Source organism: Erwinia sp. 9145, from assembly GCF_000745075.1.
GTDB classification, from domain to species: Bacteria; Pseudomonadota; Gammaproteobacteria; order Enterobacterales; family Enterobacteriaceae; genus Erwinia; species Erwinia oleae.
The window spans coordinates 1,706,646-1,725,517 of record NZ_JQNE01000001.1 but is presented as its reverse complement, the minus strand read 5'-3'; the positions used below and the strand labels follow the sequence as shown (position 1 = coordinate 1,725,517).

The window sequence follows — 18,872 nt, the reverse complement described above, 5'->3', positions numbered from 1 at the left end:
TGTAGCGGCTCTGCCGTCGTGATGAAAACGACATTTTCAGCAGGGTTATTTCTCCTGACGCGTTACCTTGCTCGTAGGGTCATTGCTTTCACGGCAGGTTGAATAAAACACATGCTTTTTTGCCAACGGTTTCTTGCGCTGAGTCATTGAAACAAAAAAGACCTTACCTTTTGGCAAAAAGTTAGATTAGAATTGCCTGGCCCGTCTGCTCAACAGGCAGATAAATCTTATTGCCCTGCTTTTGCCGCTGGCGAAAGCACGAACTGTTAATGGTAACGATGCGTCTATTTATCACGATAATCATGCTGGCTTTTGTTCAGCTTTTCGTCACTGTGGCGCACGCATCGCCCGGCACGCCTGTTAATGCAAAACACCAAAAGGCGAATGCCAAAAATGAACGCGATGACGATCGCCGCAAGCGCAAAACGGTGAAGAGTACAACAACGAAAAAAGTAAAAGACGTCGCCCGCAAACCCCGCACTGCCTCTTCTGCAAAAGCCAAACTTAACAAAAAGCTGGCAGCCTCGCACAAGGTCACCAAATCCCAAATCCTCGCGGCAGCAAAAAACAATGCTTCAAAAAAACGCTACGGTCGCCAGGGGATTAAAACGCTGAAAGAGCGTGAAGCGCTTACCGATAACGCAACCTCCTCACCGCTCAAACTCAGCAAAGCGCACCGCGCGCGCTATCAGAAAGCGCGTGAAACAGCGATGAACAAGCTGATGGGCCAGTTGGGTAAACCTTACCAGTGGGGCGGCACCTCACCTGAGACCGGCTTCGACTGTAGCGGACTGGTCTGGTATGCCTACAAAGACCTGGTAAAGTTTAAGATCCCGCGCACCGCCAACGAGATGTACCATTTGCGCGACGCGGCGCAGATTGACCGCGGTGAGCTGGAAAAAGGCGACCTGGTCTTTTTCCGCATAAACGGGCGCGGCACGGCCGATCATGTGGGCGTGTACCTTGGCGGCGGTAAATTTATTCAGTCTCCGCGTACCGGAAAAGATATTCAGATAAGCGCGCTGTCGGATGATTACTGGCAGGGTCATTATGTTGGCGCGCGCCGTGTGATGACGCCCAAAACCATTCGCTGAGTGTAAAAAGAATAAAAAAGGCCGATCTTAATCGGCCTTTTTTTTAGTGCATCACGGCGGTAAAGCTGAATGCGATAATCATCAACAGCGCAGCGCAGGTCGTCAACAGCGAGAACTTCAGATCGGTATCCATTTACACCCTCTTAATAACCCTGATAGTTGTACCGGTATCAATTTTCCCATATCTGGCGGTAAAAATCTCGTTTTCTTTGGCAGAGCTTGTTAGAATCCGGGCCTCGTTGCGCAACCCGTAATAAAATGCTGTGCCGTTGCGCAAACACCAACGCTTATTCCTTCCTGACGTCACCGACATGCACGCAGCACAGTCTCAGAGGCGGCGGGGAAATTTCGCTTTACGCAATCGTTTAACAAATGACTTATCAATAAGTTGCGATAAGTGCAGGAGTCATTATTTCATGGCAACCATTAAAGATGTGGCCAGGCGTGCCGGGGTGTCCACCACTACCGTTTCACACGTTATCAATAAAACCCGCTTCGTCGCTGAAAATACGCGGGACGCGGTATGGGCCGCCATCAAAGAACTTCACTATTCACCCAGTGCGGTTGCCCGCAGTCTTAAAGTCAATCACACCCGAACCATCGGGCTGCTGGCCACCTCAAGCGAAGCGCCCTATTTCGCTGAGATTATTGAAGCCATTGAAAACAGCTGCTTTGCCAAAGGCTACACGCTGATTTTGGGTAACGCCCATAACGATCTGCAAAAGCAGGAGGCGTATCTGTCGATGATGGCGCAAAAGCGCGTCGACGGGCTGCTGGTGATGTGTTCTGAATATCCCGATGCGCTGATCGAACTGCTGGAAAACAGCCGCAACATTCCGATGGTGGTGATGGACTGGGGCGAATCGCGCGGCGATTTTACCGATACGGTGCTGGATAATGCTTTCGAAGGCGGCTACCTGGTGGGACGCTATCTGATTGAACGCGGCCATCGCGATATCGGCGTGATCCCCGGCCAGATGGAGCGCAATACCGGCGGCGGTCGCCATGCGGGATTTCTGAAGGCGCTTTCTGAAGCGGGCATCACGCTACGCAACGAGTGGCTGGTGCAGGGCGACTTTGAGCCGGAATCTGGCTACCGCGCCATGCAGCAGATCCTGTCGCAGAAGCAGCGCCCCACCGCCGTATTTTGCGGGGGCGACGTCATGGCGATGGGCGCAATTTGCGCGGCCGATGAAATGGGGCTGCGCGTGCCGCAAGACATATCGGTGATCGGGTATGATAATGTGCGCAATGCCCGCTACTTCACCCCGGCGCTGACCACGGTTCACCAGCCTAAACAACAGTTGGGCGAAACCGCATTCGAGATGCTGCTGGACAGGATCACCAGCAAGCGCGAAGATCCGCAAACCATTGAGGTGCATCCCACTCTGATTGAGCGCCGCTCGGTCGCTGACGGGCCGTTCCTTGACTATCGACGCTAATGTTTTTCGCTGAGCCATTCATGGTTCAGCGTATCGGTATCGCCCAGATAATCCAGCAGCCAGCGCATTGCCGGCGAGTCGTCCGCCGCCCGCGACCAGCTTACGCAGCAGGGGCTGTCAGGGAACGGCGCGCCAAGCGTCAACTCACGTAGCGCGCCGCTTTGCAGCAACGGGCGTGCAAAATGCCCCGGCACCATGCCGACGCACAGCCCCGCCAGCAGGCAATCAGCAGCGCTTTCCCAGTCTGGCACCACCAGCCGACGCTGATTATCCAGTGTCCAGGTGGTGCGCTTCGGCAGAGAACGCGACGTATCCTCCAGCACCAGCGAAGGCCACTCCCGCACCGTCTCGTCATCAATGTCTTTTGTACACTGCGCCAGCGGATGACGGGCCTGTACCACACAACGCCAGTTCAGCGCGCCCATGTCACGGAAGGCGTAACGTCCTCCGACCGGAATCGCCTGCGTCGCGCCGATGGCAATATCCACCCTGCCGTCCGCCAGCGCGTCCCAGACGCCGTTGAAGACCTCGGCGGTCAGATGCAGTTCGATATCAGGAAAGTGGCGGTAAAAATCCACTACCATTTGTCGCGTTCGCTGCGGCCGCACGATGCGGTCAACGGCGATATTGATCTGGCCTCGCCAGCCGTTCGCCACCTGCTGACACTGACGACGCGTTGCGAGCATTTTTTTGATAACAGTGCGACCTTCCAGAATGAAAACCTTTCCCGCCTCGGTAAGCACCACGTCGCGATGGCGGCGCTCAAACAGCGGCACAGCCAGCCACTCTTCAAGCTGACGAACAGTATAGCTGACCGCAGAAGGCACACGATGTAGCTCCGCTGCCGCCGCGCTGAAGCTGCCGTTTCTGGCGACAGCATCAATGACTTCAAGTGAATATTCTGACCACATAATCTGCCTGCAAATTTTTTGAACGCAATATGCAAATATTAGCGTTTCACAGCGCGCGTGGCACGCGTTTACACTTTGCGCCATTTCATTCATCTGCCATAAAGAGCATAAAATGCCTTCACCCGGATTTACCCTTTACCTCGCGCTTTTAAGCGTGGTGGGCTTTCTCGCCACTGATATGTACCTGCCCGCCTTTGCTGACATGCAGCAGGATCTGCACACACAACCCGGCGTGATCGGCGCCAGCCTGAGCCTGTTTCTGGCAGGCTTTGCCAGCGCCCAACTTATCTGGGGGCCGCTTTCAGACCGCATCGGGCGACGTCCGGTATTACTGATGGGGCTGGGAATTTTTGCGCTGAGCTGCACGATGATGTGGTGGGCGAATTCCGCATGGGCGCTGTTGGGGCTGCGTTTTCTTCAGGCCGTGGGCATCTGCGCAGCCGCCGTGACCTGGCAGGCGCTGGTTATTGACCGTTATTCTGCCACCCAGGCAAACAAAGTGTTTGCCACCATTATGCCGCTGGTGGCGCTTTCGCCCGCGCTGGCACCGCTGGCTGGCGCATGGGTTCTGAATCACTTTACCTGGCGCGGCATTTTTATCGTGCTGATGGCGATCGCTGTGGTGCTGCTAATCTGCACGCTGTTTCTTTCGCCGGTACGCCGTGCGTCGGCGGGTAACGGCGAGCCAACGCGCTTTTTTACCTTACTGAGGTCACCGGTTTATGTGGGTAACGTGCTGATCTACGCCGCCTGCTCCGCCAGTTTTTTCGCCTGGCTTACCGGGTCGCCTTTTATTCTGTCCGCACTGGGAATGACGCCGGGCGATATCGGGTTGAGCTATTTCCCGCAGACGCTGGCATTTCTGACGGGCGGTTACGGCTGCCGCATGATATTGAAAAAAGTACAAGGTCGCGCGCTGCTTCCCTGGCTGCTGGCGCTCTACAGTCTGAGCATTGTGTCCTTCTTTTTCATTTCGCAGCAGGCCGCGCCGACAATTTTCGCTCTGCTGACGCCTTTCTGCGGCATGGCCGCCGCCAACGGCGCCATCTATCCCATCGTGGTATCGGGCGCATTAACGCCTTTTCCGCAGGCAAGCGGCAAGGCGGCGGCGCTGCAAAATACGCTCCAGCTCGGTCTGTGCTGCGTAGCCAGCCTGCTGGTTTCACGTTTCATCACTTTACCGCTTTCCGGCACCGCCGTGGTGATGTCAGCTACCGTGCCGCTGGTGATAGTGGGCTATGCGTTACAGGCGCGCAAACGCCGCAGCATGACGCTGAGCACGGCCAGCCATCGGCAATAACGCCTATTGCTTAGCGAGCTAACAATGAACATTTGAATATTGTACAGGGTGAGCATATACTTTTTTCCGGCCATAATAATAATATGTTTTACGGCCTGACTTCGATTTTATACGCCGGTTTCCCGGCGTACTGCTTTAATTCTTAATCCTCTGTAGCGCCGAACAACAGGCATGGCCGCGCCGTGCTCTTTCTCACACTCCTGTAGAAATTGACTATTCTTTTTCTCAGGTTTCAATCACAGATGTGATGGAGAAGCTATGAGTTCATCGTTTATAGAAGAAGTGAGCTTTGAAGAAAATCACTGGTATCGCATCACCCGCGAAATGCTGGATAAGGCCGGTATAAAAATTAACGGCGGCCAGCCGTGGGATATTCAGATAAAAAATCCGGATTTTTTCAAGCGCGTGATGCAGGAAGGTTCGCTGGGGCTGGGTGAAAGTTATATGGACGGCTGGTGGGAGTGCGAGCGGCTGGATATGTTTTTTCATCGCGCCCTGCTGGCGAAACTTGACCAGCAACTCCCTCATCATCTGAAAGATACGCTGCGCGTGGCCGCCGCGCGCCTGACCAATTTGCAATCCCGCAAGCGCGCCTGGCTGGTGGGCAAAGAGCACTACGATCTCGGCAACGACCTCTTCTCCCTGATGCTCGATCCCTTTATGCAATACTCCTGCGGCTGGTGGAAAACAGCCGACACGCTGGAGTCGGCGCAGGAAGCGAAGCTGAAGCTGATTTGTGACAAACTGCAATTAGCGCCCGGCATGACGCTCCTGGATATCGGCTGCGGCTGGGGCGGGCTGGCGCAGTTTGCCGCGCAGCGCTATGGCGTCCGCGTGACCGGCGTGACCATTTCGGCGGAACAGCAGAAGCTGGCTATCGAACGCTGCGCGGATCTGGATGTCACTATCCTGCTTGAAGACTACCGCGATTTGAATGAGCAGTTCGATCGCATTGTGTCAGTGGGAATGTTCGAGCACGTTGGCCCGAAAAACTATGCCACCTATTTCAACGTGGTGGAACGGAACCTCAAACCTGACGGACTCTTTCTGCTGCACTGCATCGGCGCGAATAAAACCAGCGACCATGTCGATCCGTGGATAGATAAATATATCTTCCCGAACGGCTGCCTGCCCTCCGTGCGCCATATTGCCGAGGCGCACGAGCCCTATTTCGTGATGGAAGACTGGCACAACTTCGGGGCAGACTACGACCGCACCCTGATGGCCTGGAATGAACGTTTTCTGACCGCCTGGCCGCAGCTCGCGGAAAAATACGGCGAGCGCTTCAAACGCATGTTCACCTACTACCTCAACGCCTGTGCGGGTGCCTTTCGGGCGCGCGATCTCCAGCTCTGGCAGGTGGTGTTCAGTCACGGCGTGGCGGACGGGATGCGCGTTCCTCACTGACATCAACGTTAAAAAGGGCCGCTATGGCCCTTTTTATTTACTGCTCTGCAAGCGTTGCGGCATCCTTCAGTTGCTGCTCGCGGCGAGCCAGCACGCGCTCCACGGTCTCCACTATCGCCTGGGTGTGCGGATCGATCTCAATATTGACCTTATCCCTTAACCGCTTATTGCCCAGCGTGGTGCGCGCCAGGGTTTCGGGGATCAGGTGCACGCAAAATTTGCTCTTTGTCACTTCACCCACCGTCAGGCTGATGCCATCGATGCCAATAAATCCTTTATGCAGAATGTATTTCATCTGCAATGCGTCCTGCGGCCTGAACCAGATCTCGCGGTTATTTTCAGAAATAAGAATTTTAGCGATCTCTGCCGTGGTCATAATATGACCCGACATCAGATGCCCGCCTATTTCATCACTGAATTTTGCCGCGCGTTCAACGTTAATAAAGTCGCCCGGCTTCAGATCGCCAAGGTTAGTGATGCGCAACGTTTCTTTCACCAGATCGAAGCTGACGCGATCGCCTTCCACCTGCGTTACCGTCAGGCAGCAGCCGTTGTGAGAAACGGACGCGCCCAGTTCAAGTCCGGGCAGCATATCGGTCGGCAGCCTGATAACATGCGTGCGAAAATTCGGTTTCTCTTCAATCGACAACACCTCGGCGGTGCCCTGCACAATACCGGTAAACATAATCAGCCCTCTTTATTCATTTTCTGCGCGTAGTTTGCCCTTTATTACGCCCGAATCCAAATTCTGACCCACCACACAATAAAATACATGACTTTCTGTTCGTTGATTGGCTATTTACGGCTGGCGCATTACACTATGCCGCCTGCCCTGCCTTCCGTTAAGAAATCGCTTTTTTACGGTGCAGAGTTGCCTTTCATTTTAAATTATAAGCAGGTGTAAACGTGCAGAAGTACCTTACAGAGGCGCGTCAACTGCTCGCGCTGGCCATTCCGGTTATGCTGGCGCAGATTGCGCAAACCGCGATGGGATTTGTCGATACGATTATGGCTGGCGATGTCAGCGCCACCGATATGGCCGCCGTTGCGGTCGGAACGTCCATCTGGCTGCCCGCTATTCTTTTCGGTCATGGTTTGCTGTTGTCGCTGACGCCCGTGGTGGCGCAATACAACGGTTCCGGCCGCCGCGATCGCGTGGCGCACCAGGTACGTCAGGCATACTGGCTGGCGGCACTGGTCGCCGTTTTCATTATGCTGGTGCTCTATAACGCCGGTTTTATGATCCGTTCAATGCATGATATCGATCCTGAACTTGCCAGTAAGGCCGTCGGCTATCTGCATGCGCTGCTGTGGGGCGCGCCGGGCTATCTGTTTTTTCAGGTTGCGCGCAATCAGTGCGAAGGTCTGTCAAAAACCAAACCCGGTATGGTGATGGGATTTCTGGGTCTGCTGGTGAATATTCCGGTTAACTTTGTCTTTATTTATGGTCATTTTGGCATGCCCGCGCTGGGCGGAGTTGGCTGCGGTGTGGCGACGGCATCGGTGTATTGGGTCATGTTTATCGCCATGAGCATTTGGGTACGCCGCGCACGTTCCATGCGCGATATCCGGCTGACCACACATTTCAGCGCCCCCGACACCGCCACGCTCTGGCGGCTGCTTAAGCTCGGTCTGCCGGTTGCGCTGGCGCTGTTTTTTGAAGTCACACTGTTTGCCGTGGTAGCGATTCTGGTTTCGCCGTTGGGCATTGTTAACGTCGCCGGGCATCAGATCGCGCTTAATTTCAGCTCGCTGATGTTTGTGCTGCCTTTGTCACTGGGCGTGGCAACGACGATCCGCGTGGGCTTCCGGCTGGGCCAGGGCTCTGCTGAGGCGGCGCGCATCTCGGCGTGGACGGCCCAGGGCGTGGGCGTCACGCTTGCCTTAATGACCGCGATATTCACCGTCACTTTTCGCGAGCACATTGCGCTGCTTTATACCAACAACCCGGAAGTGGTGACGCTGGCCTCGCATCTGATGCTGCTGGCCGCAATTTATCAGTTTTCAGACTCCATTCAGGTGATTGGCAGTGGCATTTTGCGTGGTTATAAAGATACCCGTTCCATCTTCTTTATTACCTTTGTCGCTTATTGGGTGCTGGGTTTACCGACGGGCTATTTGCTGGCGCTGACCGACTGGGTGGTTGAGCCAATGGGCCCGGCAGGCTTCTGGACAGGCTTTATTGTGGGTCTTACCTCCGCTGCGGCGATGATGGTTTTCCGCATGCGCTATCTACAGAGGCAGCCTGCCAGCACAATTCTGACGCGGGCAGCGCACTGAGCTGTCGATCGTTTTGTCAGCAGTATGTTTAAAATTGCTGCGCTTCGCACAGTTGCGCAGCAGTCATGCAGAAAAATGCGGATTTCCGCTTGCCAGCCGCAGGCGCTGTCGTTAATATTCGTCCCCGCTGTCGTCAGGACAGCGTAAGTATTTCACTGTGGTGCGGAAGCAGCCAACAAAGCCGCAGTGTGAAAGTTGAAGCTTTTACGAAAGATTTCACGCTGAGGCGCGGCGGCAAACGCGTCGAATCCGCAGGAGCATACATCAGTATGTGACTGGGGTGAGCGAGTGCAGCCAACAAAGCCGCAGTGTGAAAGATGAAGTAAAAAAAGCGTTCTTAGCTCAGTTGGTTAGAGCACCACCTTGACATGGTGGGGGTCGGAGGTTCGAGTCCTCTAGAACGCACCAGTGCGTCCGTAGCTCAGTTGGTTAGAGCACCACCTTGACATGGTGGGGGTCGGTGGTTCGAGTCCACTCGGACGCACCATTATCTTTCGCCTCTCATTGCAGACGGCAGCGCTTGTTCTCCATAAATTCCTGGAAATCCCCTCCCTTTTTTCACGCTACTTTCCTGAAGAATTCGCTAATTCCTTGATGAGACCACGTTTTTTAATTGGTTTTCACGCAGTTGAATCGCTATAATACGAAACGTTGTTTCACCTGAATGGTTCCAGCGTATGGTAGACCCTTTTTTTAAAACGATAGCCTCTGGCAATACGCCCGCTGAACCCTTCAGCCAACTTCTTCTGCACGTCTCATTACTGTCACCTATTCTTAGTCTGTATCGTCTTTTCTTATCCAGGCACAAATTCTTCTCCGGTCCTTCGCAATACACTATCAGTACCGGGATCGTCACTTTCTCATCCATCACAACTTAATAGATAATTCGTCATGAAAAAGACAAAAATTGTTTGTACTATCGGCCCAAAAACTGAATCTGAAGAAGTATTAACTAACCTGCTCGAAGCAGGCATGAACGTCATGCGTCTCAACTTCTCCCACGGCGACTACGAAGAGCACGGTCAACGTATTACTAACCTGCGCGCCGTGATGAAGAATACCGGCCACCAGGCGGCTATCCTGCTGGATACCAAAGGCCCGGAAATTCGCACCATGAAGCTGGAAGGCGGCAGTGACGTTTCGCTGAAAGCGGGTCAGACCTTTACGTTCACCACCGATCAAGCGGTGATTGGCAACAGCGATCGCGTGGCGGTGACCTACGCCGGTTTCACCAGCGATCTGAAAGTGGGCAACACCGTGCTGGTTGATGATGGTTTGATCGGCATGACCGTAACCGACGTGACGGAAAACAGCGTGGTCTGCCGCGTGTTGAACAACGGCGACCTGGGTGAAAACAAAGGCGTTAACCTGCCGGGCGTTTCTATCCAACTGCCTGCGCTGGCTGAAAAAGACAAACGCGATCTGATTTTCGGCTGCGAACAGGGCGTTGACTTCGTTGCCGCTTCCTTTATTCGTAAGCGTTCAGATGTACTTGAGATCCGTGAGCACCTTAAGCAGCACGGCGGCGAGCACATCCAGATCATCTCTAAAATTGAAAACCAGGAAGGTCTGAACAATTTCGACGAGATCCTGGAAGCTTCCGACGGCATCATGGTTGCGCGTGGCGACCTTGGCGTTGAAATTCCGGTGGAAGAAGTGATCTTCGCACAGAAGATGATGATCAAAAAATGTAATAAAGCACGCAAAGTGGTGATCACCGCCACCCAGATGCTGGATTCCATGATTAAGAATCCGCGCCCGACCCGCGCTGAAGCAGGCGACGTGGCTAACGCCATTCTGGACGGCACCGATGCTGTTATGCTTTCTGGTGAAAGTGCGAAAGGCAAATATCCGCTTGAGTCGGTCACCATCATGGCGACCATTTGCGAACGTACCGATCGCGTCATGAAAAGCCGCATTGATTCTCAGCAGGAGAATCGCAAAATGCGCATCACCGAAGCGGTGTGCCGCGGCGCGGTAGAAACGGCTGAAAATCTTGAAGCGCCGCTGATCGTGGTAGCGACCGAGGGCGGTAAGTCTGCCAAATCCGTACGTAAATACTTCCCTAACGCCACCATCCTTGCATTAACCACTAACGAGCAGACCGCGCGTCAGCTGCTGCTCAGCAAAGGGGTTATCACCAGCGTAGTGAAAGAGATTGCCTCGACTGACGATTTCTATCGTCTTGGCAAAGAAGCGGCGGTTGCAAGCGGCTATGCTCAGAAAGGCGACGTCGTCGTAATGGTTTCCGGCGCGCTGGTACCAAGCGGTACGACCAACACGTCGTCCGTTCACGTTCTGTAATTATGACGTGAGGAATAAAAAAGCGCCCTCAGTGGCGCTTTTTTTACAGCTCAGGCAGGAAACCTGTCTGAAATGAGGTGTATGATTTTTCACCAAACCTAAGACATATCCGATTAAACCCACCTGTTTTCCCTCTTTTTTTTACATTAAAAGTCAAAGACGATGCTTCTTTGAGCGAACGATCAAATTTAAGCACGTTCTCATTAAAAAATTATTCTCATTAGAAAAAAGTTTGTGTAATACTTGTAACGCTACATGGAGATTAACTCAATCTAGAGGGTATAAATAATGAATCGTACTAAACTGGTACTGGGCGCGGTAATTCTGGGTTCAACTCTGCTGGCCGGTTGTTCAAGCAACGCTAAAATCGACCAACTGTCTTCTGATGTTCAGACTCTGAACGCTAAAGTTGACCAGCTGAGCAACGACGTGAACGCAATCCGTTCTGACGTTCAGGCTGCTAAAGATGACGCAGCTCGTGCTAACCAGCGTCTGGATAACCAGGCTCACTCTTACCGTAAGTAAGAGTTCTGGTACTGAAAATGGCGCACAGTGTGCGCCATTTTTTTTGCCTTTTTTCAACCTGCCAGACACTTCCTTGTGTACAGCGCGTTAAAACGCCTCAGGCCCCTTTCTACGTGTGTTCAGCATCGACCCTACTCAGGGCCAGCCTCACTGTTCTTCGGCGCTTCAACGGCGTTTTGCTGAGGATTTACCGATGCTTCGCTAACCGGCTCACCCGTGCTCACCAGAATTGGCATCCCCGCGCGACGTTCCATCGCCTGCTTAATCACTGCGTGATCGCTTAGCGAACTTTTAACGAATTTTTTCGCTGCCGGACTCAGCGTCAACGGCATTGTCTGCGGATCGTCTTTCTCGTTATGGGAAAGAGGCTGATGCACTTCTATATAGCGTTTACCGTCCGGTTCAACGGCATACTTTACGGGCTGGTTGATAATCTGTACCCGTGTGCCCTTCGGTACGCTGTTAAACAACGCTTCGATGTCATCGGGCCGCAGGCGAATGCAGCCTGAACTGACGCGCATCCCTATCCCGAAGTCAGCATTGGTGCCGTGGATCAGATAGTGTCCTTTGCCGTACGCCAGACGCATGGCAAACAGCCCCATAGGATTGTCCGGCCCGGCCGGCACCGTTACCGGCAGCGTTTTACCTTCGGCGGCGTAGCGTTTTCTTATATTCGGCGTCGGTGTCCAGGTAGGATTCGGGATCTTCTGGCTGATGCTGGTCACCATCGCAGGCGTATTCGCGCCAAGCTGTCCGATACCTATCGGGTAGACGATGACCCTGTTTTCATCCTTTGGATAATAATAGAGCCGCAGTTCGGCGACGTTGACCACAATGCCTTCCCGTTTCGTGTCCGGCAGCAGCATTTGCTGCGGAATGGTCAGGGTGGTTCCTGCTTTTGGAAGCCAGGGATCGGTGCCGGGATTGGCCTCAAGCATGCCCAGCAGACCGATCTTCCACTTCGAGGCAATCGCTTCCAGTGAACGGCCATCCGCAGGGACGGTGTAAGTCGCGTTTTCGCCAATCAGGCGACTGTCTTCAGCGGGTAATGGATAGTCTGTGGCGAGAGCATACTGCGAGGCGGTAAACGTAAAAAGTAACGTGGCAAGATGTAACAGCGGTCTCATGCAAATTTCCCCGTTCAACATAAAGAAACCTCCCGTCGAAACGGGAGGCCTGTGGAGAAGTGTAGCAATCTGGCGTTATGAAAGTACCTGTGCTTTGTGGCGAATGGCGCGGATCATCGCTTCCATCCCCTGCGAACGTGTTGGCGTCAGGTGCTGCGTCAGCGCCAGCTGCCCGAACCAGGGACGAACGTCAAAGGCGACGATTTCGGCGGGCGTCAACTGCTGATAAAGAATAAAAACAATAGCAATCAGTCCCTTAACGATAGCCGTATCGCTGTCACCATACAGCACCACCCGCCCGGCCTCGTCGGTATGCATCAGTATCCATACCTGGCTCTGACAACCGGAAATCGCGTTCTCCGGCTTATGTAAGGATTCAGAGGATTCTGGCAGCGTGGCGCCCAGCTCGATAATGTAGAGATACTTCTCTTCCCAGTTAGCGCAGCGCGAAAAATTGCGCACCAGTTTTTCTTTGTCCGGCAGCGTGGCCATTCCTTCCTCCCTTGTCTGCGGACGGCCTCAGCCGCCCAGCAAACGGTGTATACGTATCAGACCAGCCGCCAGGCGGTCGGCCTCTTCTTCGCTATTATACAGAACGAAGGAGGCGCGGCACATCGCCGGAACGCCGTAATGCGTCATCAGCGGCATGGCGCAGTGATGGCCGGTACGGATGGCTATCCCATACTGATCGAGAAAGCTGCCCACATCGTAAGCATGATGCTTACCAAGATTGAAGGCGATCACGCCGGAACGCGACTGCGGGCCATAAATCGTCAGATCCGGCACGGTGGCGAGCTTATCCATCGCATAGCGCATCAGCGCCTGTTCACGCTGATGGATAACATCCAGATCCAGCGCGCTGACCCACGTCAGTGCGGCGCCCAGGCCAATGATGCCGCCGGTATTCGGCGAACCGGCTTCGAAGCGCCATGGCGCTGCGGCATAGGTGGTGCCTTCGGTCAGACTGACGGTGGCGATCATCGAACCGCCACCTTCCCATGGCGGCATGATGTCCAGCAGCGCTTTACGTCCGTACAGAATGCCGATGCCGGAAGGACCATAGATTTTATGGCCTGAAAAAAGATAAAAATCGCAGTCCAGATCCTGCACGTCGACCTTCTGGTGCATCACCGCCTGCGCGCCGTCTATCAGCGTCACCACGCCTGCGGCTTTGGCCTGCGCAATAATTTCTTTGACCGGGTTAACCGTACCCAACACGTTTGAAACGTGCGTTAAAGCCAGCAAACGCGTGCGGCTGTCGATCAGCGTCGGCAGTACCGACAGATCCAGCTCGCCGTTTTCATTCAGGGGAATAAAGCGAACTTCAGCGCCCACGCGCTTCGCCACCATCTGCCAGGGAACGATGTTCGCGTGATGCTCCATCTCGGTCAGAATGATGTTATCGCCCGCCTGGAGCTGGCTGCCGCCCCAACTGCTGGCGACAAGGTTGATCCCTTCGGTAGTGCCCTTCACGAACACAATCTCTTCCGTCGAGGCGGCGTTGAGAAAGCGCGCCGCCTGCGTGCGCACGTTCTCCATTTCGGTTGTCGCTTCGGCGCTCAGCGTATGGATACCGCGATGCACTGCGGCGTAGCCATGCTCATAGAAGCGGCTCTCCGCATCGATTACCGCCTGCGGCTTCTGCGCGCTGGCGGCACTGTCGAGATAGGCCAGCGGCTGACCGTTCACTTCTCTGGTCAGGACAGGAAACTCGGCTCTGATGCGGGCGAGATCAAAACTCATTTAATGCCTCCGGGAAAACGCTGCGCAATGCGTTGCATCACCGCCTCTTTCAGCACGTCATCCGTAATGGCTTCGGTTAATTCAGCGGCAAACGCATAGATAATCATGCGCTGCGCTGACTCTTCGCTGATACCGCGCGCGCGCAGATAGAACATCTGCTCTTCGTCGATGCGACCAATGGTCGCGCCGTGGCTGCACTTTACATCATCAGCATAAATTTCCAGCTGCGGCTTGGTGTCCACTTCCGCCAGACGGCCCAGCAACAGATTGTTGTTGGTCATCTGTCCGTCCGTTTTCAGCGCGTGCTTCGCCACTTTGATCATGCCGTTGAACACCGCGCGGCCTTTGTCGCGAACGATGGTTTTGTGCAGTTGACGGCTCTGGCAGTAACCTTTGTTATGCTCCAGGTAAGTACGGCTGTCATTCACTTCTTTTTCCACCGGCAGCATCAGGCTGTTGATGCCTAACTCACACCCCTCGCCGTTGAGCTGCACGCTGGTGTTGTGACGCGACAGACCGGCACCCAGCAGGAAGCTGTGGCTCTGTACCCGCGCATCACGACCGATAACCAGATCGTTATGAGCAAAGTGATAGCTGCTGCTGTGCTCGAAACTCAGCTTGTAGTGCGTCAGCGCAGCGTTGTCGCCCACGCTGGCGGTAAAACGCCCGCCGGTGAAGTGCGTTGTCTCATTCAGGCTGACGTAATGTTCAATGATGGTCGCCTCTGCGCCATCATCAAGCTGAAGATGGTGACGATAGTGTGAGGTGCTCATCTCTGCCTCGCCGCTGCCGCTGCTGATATGCAGCAGATAGAGCGGGCGCGCAGCGGACTGACCGCGCGGCAGATGGATAGTCGTTACCTCTTCCGCCAGGCTCTCGGTCAGATGCAGGAACACATCAGGCTGCACCGGTGCGTTCAGTTCACGACGCTCGCCGGCCGCGGTCACCTGAATATCAAACCGATCGAATGCCGTGTCGCTCAGCGCCTGCTGGAAGCGCCCGTCAACAAACACCATTTTAACTGCATCAATATTGAGCGCGTGCGCGGCCGCCTCATCTGCTTTAAGCGCGACGGCGGCGGGCAGAACGAAGTTTTGGGAAAACAGACCGTCGAGCGGGGTATATTTCCAGTTTTCCTGCTTACGCGTGGGCAGTCCAAGGCGCAAAACCTGCTGCCAGTGCTGCTGCGCCTGCAACGAGCGGCTGGCGCCGCGGCTTTCAAACAGGTGGTGCCACTGTTGCAGGGCGTTGTCACTACTCCTGGTCGGTAAGCCAGCCATAGCCTTGCTCCTCCAGTTGTTTCACCAGCGAGAAGTCGCCGGACTTGACGATCTTGCCCTGGTAAAGCACGTGCACAAAATCCGGCTTGATATAATCAAGGATGCGCTGATAGTGCGTAACAATGATAAACGAGCGCTTGCCGTCGCGCAGCGTGTTAACGCCGTTTGCGACAATGCGCAGCGCATCGATGTCCAGACCGGAGTCGGTTTCATCAAGGATGCACAGTTCAGGCTCCAGCGCCGCCATTTGCAGGATATCGTTGCGTTTTTTCTCGCCGCCGGAGAAGCCGACGTTGACCGAACGGGTCAGCAAATCTTCAGGCATCTCCAGCAAATGGATTTTGTCTTCAATAAAGTCCTGAAAATCGAAGCGATCCAGCGAAGACTGCTCGCGGTATTTGCGTACGGCGTTAACCGCCGTTTGCAGGAAGAACTGATTGCTGACGCCAGGGATCTCAACCGGATACTGGAAGGCCATAAAGATGCCCTCACCGGCGCGATCTTCCGGAGACAGCTCAAGCAGATCCTTGCCTTTAAAGTTGATGGAACCGCCCACAACCTCATACTCTTCGCGGCCCGCCAGCGTGGCGGAAAGCGTACTTTTCCCTGAGCCGTTCGGGCCCATAATGGCATGGACTTCACCGGGCTTCACTTCCAGATCCAACCCGCGCAGGATCGCTTTGTCTTCAATGCTAACCTGTAAATCTTTGATACTTAACATAGTGTTTCCCTGGCAGTGCCATCAGCACTGCACGCAATGACCGTAAACGTCAGGACTCAGCCCACGCTGTGTTCAAGGCTTATCGCCAGCAATTTTTGAGCTTCAACCGCAAACTCCAGCGGCAGTTCGGAGAAAACGTCTTTACAGAAGCCGTTAACAATCATCGAAATCGCGTCGTCCTCGCTGATACCGCGCTGTAGGCAGTAAAAAAGCTGATCCTCGCCGATACGTGACGTTGTCGCTTCATGCTCCAACTGAGCGGTATTGTTACGCGCTTCCACATACGGGAAGGTGTGCGCGCCACAGTCGGCGCCAATCAGCATCGAATCGCACTGGGTAAAGTTACGCGCGTTGGTCGCGGTGGGCATGATTTTCACCAGGCCGCGATAGGTGTTCTGACTCTTTCCGGCAGAAATACCTTTCGAGATGATGGTCGATTTGGTGTTTTTACCGATGTGAATCATCTTAGTGCCGGTATCGGCCTGCTGATGTCCGCTGGTCAGCGCCACGGAGAAAAATTCACCGATTGAGTTGTCGCCGCGCAAAATCACGCTGGGGTATTTCCAGGTGATGGCGGAACCCGTTTCCGATTGCGTCCACGACATCTTGCTGTTCTCGCCTTCACAGAGCGCGCGTTTGGTAACAAAGTTGAGAATGCCACCTTCCGCTTCGCCGCCGGCAAACCAGTTCTGTACCGTGGAGTACTTCACTTCCGCATCTTTATGAATGATAACTTCAACCACCGCCGCATGAAGCTGATAGCTGTCGCGCACCGGCGCAGAACAGCCCTCGATGTAGCTGACGTAGCTGCCTTCATCGGCAATCAGAATGGTACGCTCGAACTGACCGGTTTTCGCCGCGTTAATGCGGAAATAGGTGGAGAGCTCCATCGGGCAGCGCACGCCTTTCGGGATGTAAACGAAAGTGCCGTCCGAGGCAACGGCCGAGTTGAGCGCGGCAAAAAAGTTGTCGTTCGCCGGGACAACGGTGCCGAGGTACTCTTTCACCAGTTCAGGATGATCGTGGATCGCTTCACCGAACGAGCAGAAAATAATGCCCTGCTCCGCCAGTTTGTGGCGATAGGTGGTGGAAACGGAAACCGAGTCAAAAATGGCGTCTACCGCCACCTCTTTCCCTTCGCGCACCGGCACGCCGAGCTGGTTAAAGGCGTTTTCCACCTCTTCGGTCAGGTAGCTCGGCTGTGCGCCACCGCCCTGTTTCGCGCCGGGCTCAGACGCGCAGCTGTCATCGCAGTTGCCGCATGAGGGTGCCGAATAGTAGCTGTAATCCTGATAGTCCAGCGATTTGTAATTCGCCTTCAGCCAGTGCGGCTCTTCCATTTCCAGCCAGGCCGCGTAAGCCTTCAGGCGGAAGTCGAGCATCCATTCCGGCTCATTGCGTTTGGCAGAAATGGCGCGCACCACCTCTTCACTGATACCGTTTTCAAACTCTTCGGTTTGCAGTTGCGTGAAGAAGCCTTCTTTATATTTCTGCTGGTTTCCTTCCCAGATCTGCACATCATCTGATGCTTCAGTAGGACGAGACATAAGGTTTACTCAACGCCAAAGCTCTCACCACAGCCGCAGGCGTGTTGAGCTTTAGGATTATTAAATTTGAATATCTGATTCAGGCCTTCGCGAACGAAATCGACTTCCGTACCGTCAATAAAGGGCATGGCCTGAAGAGGCACATAGAGGTGCGCGCCGTTGTTAACGAAAACCAGATCGTCATCGGCGGGCTCTTTAACCAGATCCATCGTATAGCCGAAGCCCGCGCAACCGGACGTTTTGACACCCAGGCGCAGCCCCTTGACGTGCGGATCGTTTCCGGCCAGCGCAATAATTTGCTGCGCAGCGCTGTCAGTCAGCGTCAGGCCTTTCCAGACGAAGTCATCCGGAGAAAAAGAAGTGGTAGTGGCTGATGGCATATATTTACCTCACGAGTCGATAGCCCTGTGGGCTAATGCCTCTATGTTAGTGATATTGAATATCGCTTCAACCTCTTGTTTTGCAGGGATTAAGGCTTACAGCGCTTTTTTTCGCCGTCTCTATAGAGTTTAGACCCTGTCACGAGGTTTAGTATATTCAATGCGCGATGAATGTATTAACTAATAACCCATTGATAAATTACAAAAAAATAAAAAATCTTCCTGGCCGATTTTAATTAAGCATGGTTTCAGGCAATAAAGAGAGAAGTTACATCGTTATTACCAATTTTTCTGAACGGCAGCATTTATGGATAAAATTTTTTTTGGTGATATTGAATAATGCTGCGGGTAATATATGATAATGATTATCATTTAACAGGGAGTTTGTCTTATGACGCTGTCGGTCAATGCCTGGTTGCAGCATAAAATTGATGAATATAAATTTTCGGTACGTGATATTACCGTCGATTTTTATATGGCCCAGGCAAAAATTAACCGTCCTGAATGCACCCTTGAACAATTGCGTAAATATAATGATACCTGCCTCGATATGGCGGAGCTTTGCCAGCTTAACGGCGACGATCGTAGCTATCTGCACGCGCTGGGCAAGCTGCATCATCGTCTGCTGCTTGAATTAGGCAATGCCGGGCGCGAACGTCTGTTTCGCATGCAGGCCTGGCAGCTCGGCCGCCATACGCTGACGCGTTTATGTCATCAACTGGCGTTAGACGGCGACTGGGAGCAGGCCACCCGGCTGCAAAGCGACTTTGTTAAGCAGGCTTCATGGATCATGTAGCAACCGTCTTAAAGA

Annotated in this window: 18 protein-coding genes and 2 tRNA genes; 10 read left to right on the top strand and 10 right to left on the bottom strand. The window is 53.9% G+C overall.

Going from position 1 to position 18,872, the window contains the following annotated elements; translation table 11 throughout:
- The first annotated feature begins 278 nt into the window (after positions 1-278).
- Positions 279-1,094 carry a C40 family peptidase gene (locus FA91_RS08465; protein WP_034914545.1) on the top strand — a complete coding sequence of 272 codons (816 nt, stop codon included), beginning with the start codon at positions 279-281 and terminating at the stop codon, positions 1,092-1,094.
- Positions 1,095-1,137: 43 nt separating this feature from the next.
- On the opposite strand, the gene FA91_RS20990 is transcribed toward FA91_RS08465, so the two are convergent.
- On the bottom strand, positions 1,138-1,227 hold the full coding sequence (locus FA91_RS20990) for a YnhF family membrane protein (RefSeq protein WP_152601410.1): 90 nt from the start codon (positions 1,225-1,227) through the stop codon (positions 1,138-1,140).
- 283 nt (positions 1,228-1,510) lie between these two features.
- On the opposite strand from FA91_RS20990, the gene purR reads away from it, so the two are divergent.
- Positions 1,511-2,536, top strand: coding sequence for an HTH-type transcriptional repressor PurR (gene purR, locus FA91_RS08460; protein ID WP_034914543.1), 1,026 nt, complete (start codon positions 1,511-1,513; stop codon positions 2,534-2,536).
- On the opposite strand, the gene punR is transcribed toward purR, so the two are convergent.
- On the bottom strand, positions 2,533-3,447 hold the full coding sequence (gene punR / locus FA91_RS08455; protein ID WP_034914541.1) for a DNA-binding transcriptional activator PunR: 915 nt from the start codon (positions 3,445-3,447) through the stop codon (positions 2,533-2,535). The two genes, purR and punR, sit on opposite strands and share 4 nt — an antisense overlap.
- 112 nt (positions 3,448-3,559) lie before the next feature.
- Between punR and punC the strand changes: the two genes are divergently transcribed.
- Together punC and cfa are read left to right on the top strand one after the other, a co-directional pair.
- Entirely contained in the window at positions 3,560-4,747 is a 1,188-nt protein-coding gene (punC, locus tag FA91_RS08450; protein ID WP_034914539.1) for a purine nucleoside transporter PunC, read from the top strand.
- A gap of 258 nt (positions 4,748-5,005) precedes the next feature.
- A complete protein-coding gene (cfa, locus tag FA91_RS08445; RefSeq protein ID WP_034914536.1) occupies positions 5,006-6,154 on the top strand; it encodes a cyclopropane fatty acyl phospholipid synthase in 1,149 nt (382 codons plus the stop codon).
- A 37-nt stretch (positions 6,155-6,191) separates the two neighbouring features.
- Here cfa and FA91_RS08440 read toward each other — a convergent pair whose 3' ends face one another.
- Positions 6,192-6,839 (bottom strand): riboflavin synthase, encoded by a 648-nt coding sequence (locus tag FA91_RS08440; RefSeq protein WP_034914534.1) that lies wholly within the window; start codon positions 6,837-6,839, stop codon positions 6,192-6,194.
- Positions 6,840-7,060: 221 nt separating this feature from the next.
- On the opposite strand from FA91_RS08440, the gene FA91_RS08435 reads away from it, so the two are divergent.
- The 5 genes from FA91_RS08435 to FA91_RS08410 all read left to right on the top strand — a co-directional run bounded on the left by FA91_RS08435 (position 7,061) and on the right by FA91_RS08410 (position 11,263).
- Positions 7,061-8,434, top strand: a complete 1,374-nt coding sequence (locus tag FA91_RS08435) for an MATE family efflux transporter (RefSeq protein WP_034914532.1) — start codon at positions 7,061-7,063, stop codon at positions 8,432-8,434.
- Positions 8,435-8,765: 331 nt separating this feature from the next.
- Positions 8,766-8,842: transfer RNA gene (locus FA91_RS08425), tRNA-Val, on the top strand.
- Between the two features lie 2 nt (positions 8,843-8,844).
- A tRNA-Val gene (locus FA91_RS08420) sits at positions 8,845-8,921 on the top strand.
- 404 nt (positions 8,922-9,325) lie between these two features.
- Complete coding sequence (pykF, locus tag FA91_RS08415; RefSeq protein ID WP_034914528.1) at positions 9,326-10,738, top strand: pyruvate kinase PykF; 1,413 nt, start codon at positions 9,326-9,328, stop codon at positions 10,736-10,738.
- 288 nt (positions 10,739-11,026) lie between these two features.
- Positions 11,027-11,263: a major outer membrane lipoprotein gene (locus FA91_RS08410; protein WP_007374746.1), complete on the top strand. Its 237-nt coding sequence runs from the start codon at positions 11,027-11,029 to the stop codon at positions 11,261-11,263.
- Positions 11,264-11,394: 131 nt separating this feature from the next.
- On the opposite strand, the gene FA91_RS08405 is transcribed toward FA91_RS08410, so the two are convergent.
- The 7 genes from FA91_RS08405 to sufA form a co-directional block, all read right to left on the bottom strand.
- Positions 11,395-12,390 carry a L,D-transpeptidase family protein gene (locus tag FA91_RS08405; protein ID WP_034914523.1) on the bottom strand — a complete coding sequence of 332 codons (996 nt, stop codon included), beginning with the start codon at positions 12,388-12,390 and terminating at the stop codon, positions 11,395-11,397.
- A gap of 75 nt (positions 12,391-12,465) precedes the next feature.
- Positions 12,466-12,882 carry a cysteine desulfuration protein SufE gene (sufE, locus tag FA91_RS08400; protein ID WP_034914522.1) on the bottom strand — a complete coding sequence of 139 codons (417 nt, stop codon included), beginning with the start codon at positions 12,880-12,882 and terminating at the stop codon, positions 12,466-12,468.
- A 27-nt stretch (positions 12,883-12,909) separates the two neighbouring features.
- Positions 12,910-14,133, bottom strand: coding sequence for a cysteine desulfurase SufS (sufS, locus tag FA91_RS08395; RefSeq protein ID WP_034914520.1), 1,224 nt, complete (start codon positions 14,131-14,133; stop codon positions 12,910-12,912).
- Positions 14,130-15,413, bottom strand: a complete 1,284-nt coding sequence (gene sufD, locus FA91_RS08390) for a Fe-S cluster assembly protein SufD (protein ID WP_034914518.1) — start codon at positions 15,411-15,413, stop codon at positions 14,130-14,132. The genes sufS and sufD overlap by 4 nt, the downstream gene beginning before the upstream one ends.
- Positions 15,388-16,134 (bottom strand): Fe-S cluster assembly ATPase SufC, encoded by a 747-nt coding sequence (gene sufC, locus FA91_RS08385; protein ID WP_034914516.1) that lies wholly within the window; start codon positions 16,132-16,134, stop codon positions 15,388-15,390. Before sufC ends, sufD begins: the two co-directional genes overlap by 26 nt.
- Before the next feature lie 56 nt (positions 16,135-16,190).
- Positions 16,191-17,681 (bottom strand): Fe-S cluster assembly protein SufB, encoded by a 1,491-nt coding sequence (gene sufB / locus FA91_RS08380; protein WP_034914514.1) that lies wholly within the window; start codon positions 17,679-17,681, stop codon positions 16,191-16,193.
- A 5-nt stretch (positions 17,682-17,686) separates the two neighbouring features.
- The gene (gene sufA / locus FA91_RS08375) at positions 17,687-18,061 is read right to left on the bottom strand and encodes a Fe-S cluster assembly scaffold SufA (RefSeq protein WP_034914511.1); all 375 of its coding nucleotides are present in this window, start codon (positions 18,059-18,061) and stop codon (positions 17,687-17,689) included.
- A 391-nt stretch (positions 18,062-18,452) separates the two neighbouring features.
- On the opposite strand from sufA, the gene FA91_RS08370 reads away from it, so the two are divergent.
- The gene (locus tag FA91_RS08370) at positions 18,453-18,857 is read left to right on the top strand and encodes a hypothetical protein (protein WP_034914509.1); all 405 of its coding nucleotides are present in this window, start codon (positions 18,453-18,455) and stop codon (positions 18,855-18,857) included.
- Positions 18,858-18,872 lie beyond the last annotated feature (15 nt).

Excerpts from the sequence above, each read along its gene's own strand:
- FA91_RS08405 (WP_034914523.1), bottom strand. The coding sequence starts at position 12,390 with ATGAGACCGCTGTTACATCTTGCCACGTTACTTTTTACGTTTACCGCC.
- punC (WP_034914539.1), top strand. The coding sequence starts at position 3,560 with ATGCCTTCACCCGGATTTACCCTTTACCTCGCGCTTTTAAGCGTGGTG.
- sufE (WP_034914522.1), bottom strand. The coding sequence starts at position 12,882 with ATGGCCACGCTGCCGGACAAAGAAAAACTGGTGCGCAATTTTTCGCGC.
- FA91_RS08440 (WP_034914534.1), bottom strand. The coding sequence starts at position 6,839 with ATGTTTACCGGTATTGTGCAGGGCACCGCCGAGGTGTTGTCGATTGAA.
- FA91_RS08370 (WP_034914509.1), top strand. The coding sequence starts at position 18,453 with ATGACGCTGTCGGTCAATGCCTGGTTGCAGCATAAAATTGATGAATAT.
- sufS (WP_034914520.1), bottom strand. The coding sequence starts at position 14,133 with ATGAGTTTTGATCTCGCCCGCATCAGAGCCGAGTTTCCTGTCCTGACC.
- FA91_RS08410 (WP_007374746.1), top strand. The coding sequence starts at position 11,027 with ATGAATCGTACTAAACTGGTACTGGGCGCGGTAATTCTGGGTTCAACT.
- FA91_RS20990 (WP_152601410.1), bottom strand. The coding sequence starts at position 1,227 with ATGGATACCGATCTGAAGTTCTCGCTGTTGACGACCTGCGCTGCGCTG.
- sufA (WP_034914511.1), bottom strand. The coding sequence starts at position 18,061 with ATGCCATCAGCCACTACCACTTCTTTTTCTCCGGATGACTTCGTCTGG.
- FA91_RS08465 (WP_034914545.1), top strand. The coding sequence starts at position 279 with ATGCGTCTATTTATCACGATAATCATGCTGGCTTTTGTTCAGCTTTTC.
- cfa (WP_034914536.1), top strand. The coding sequence starts at position 5,006 with ATGAGTTCATCGTTTATAGAAGAAGTGAGCTTTGAAGAAAATCACTGG.
- sufC (WP_034914516.1), bottom strand. The coding sequence starts at position 16,134 with ATGTTAAGTATCAAAGATTTACAGGTTAGCATTGAAGACAAAGCGATC.
- punR (WP_034914541.1), bottom strand. The coding sequence starts at position 3,447 with ATGTGGTCAGAATATTCACTTGAAGTCATTGATGCTGTCGCCAGAAAC.
- sufD (WP_034914518.1), bottom strand. The coding sequence starts at position 15,413 with ATGGCTGGCTTACCGACCAGGAGTAGTGACAACGCCCTGCAACAGTGG.
- pykF (WP_034914528.1), top strand. The coding sequence starts at position 9,326 with ATGAAAAAGACAAAAATTGTTTGTACTATCGGCCCAAAAACTGAATCT.
- purR (WP_034914543.1), top strand. The coding sequence starts at position 1,511 with ATGGCAACCATTAAAGATGTGGCCAGGCGTGCCGGGGTGTCCACCACT.
- sufB (WP_034914514.1), bottom strand. The coding sequence starts at position 17,681 with ATGTCTCGTCCTACTGAAGCATCAGATGATGTGCAGATCTGGGAAGGA.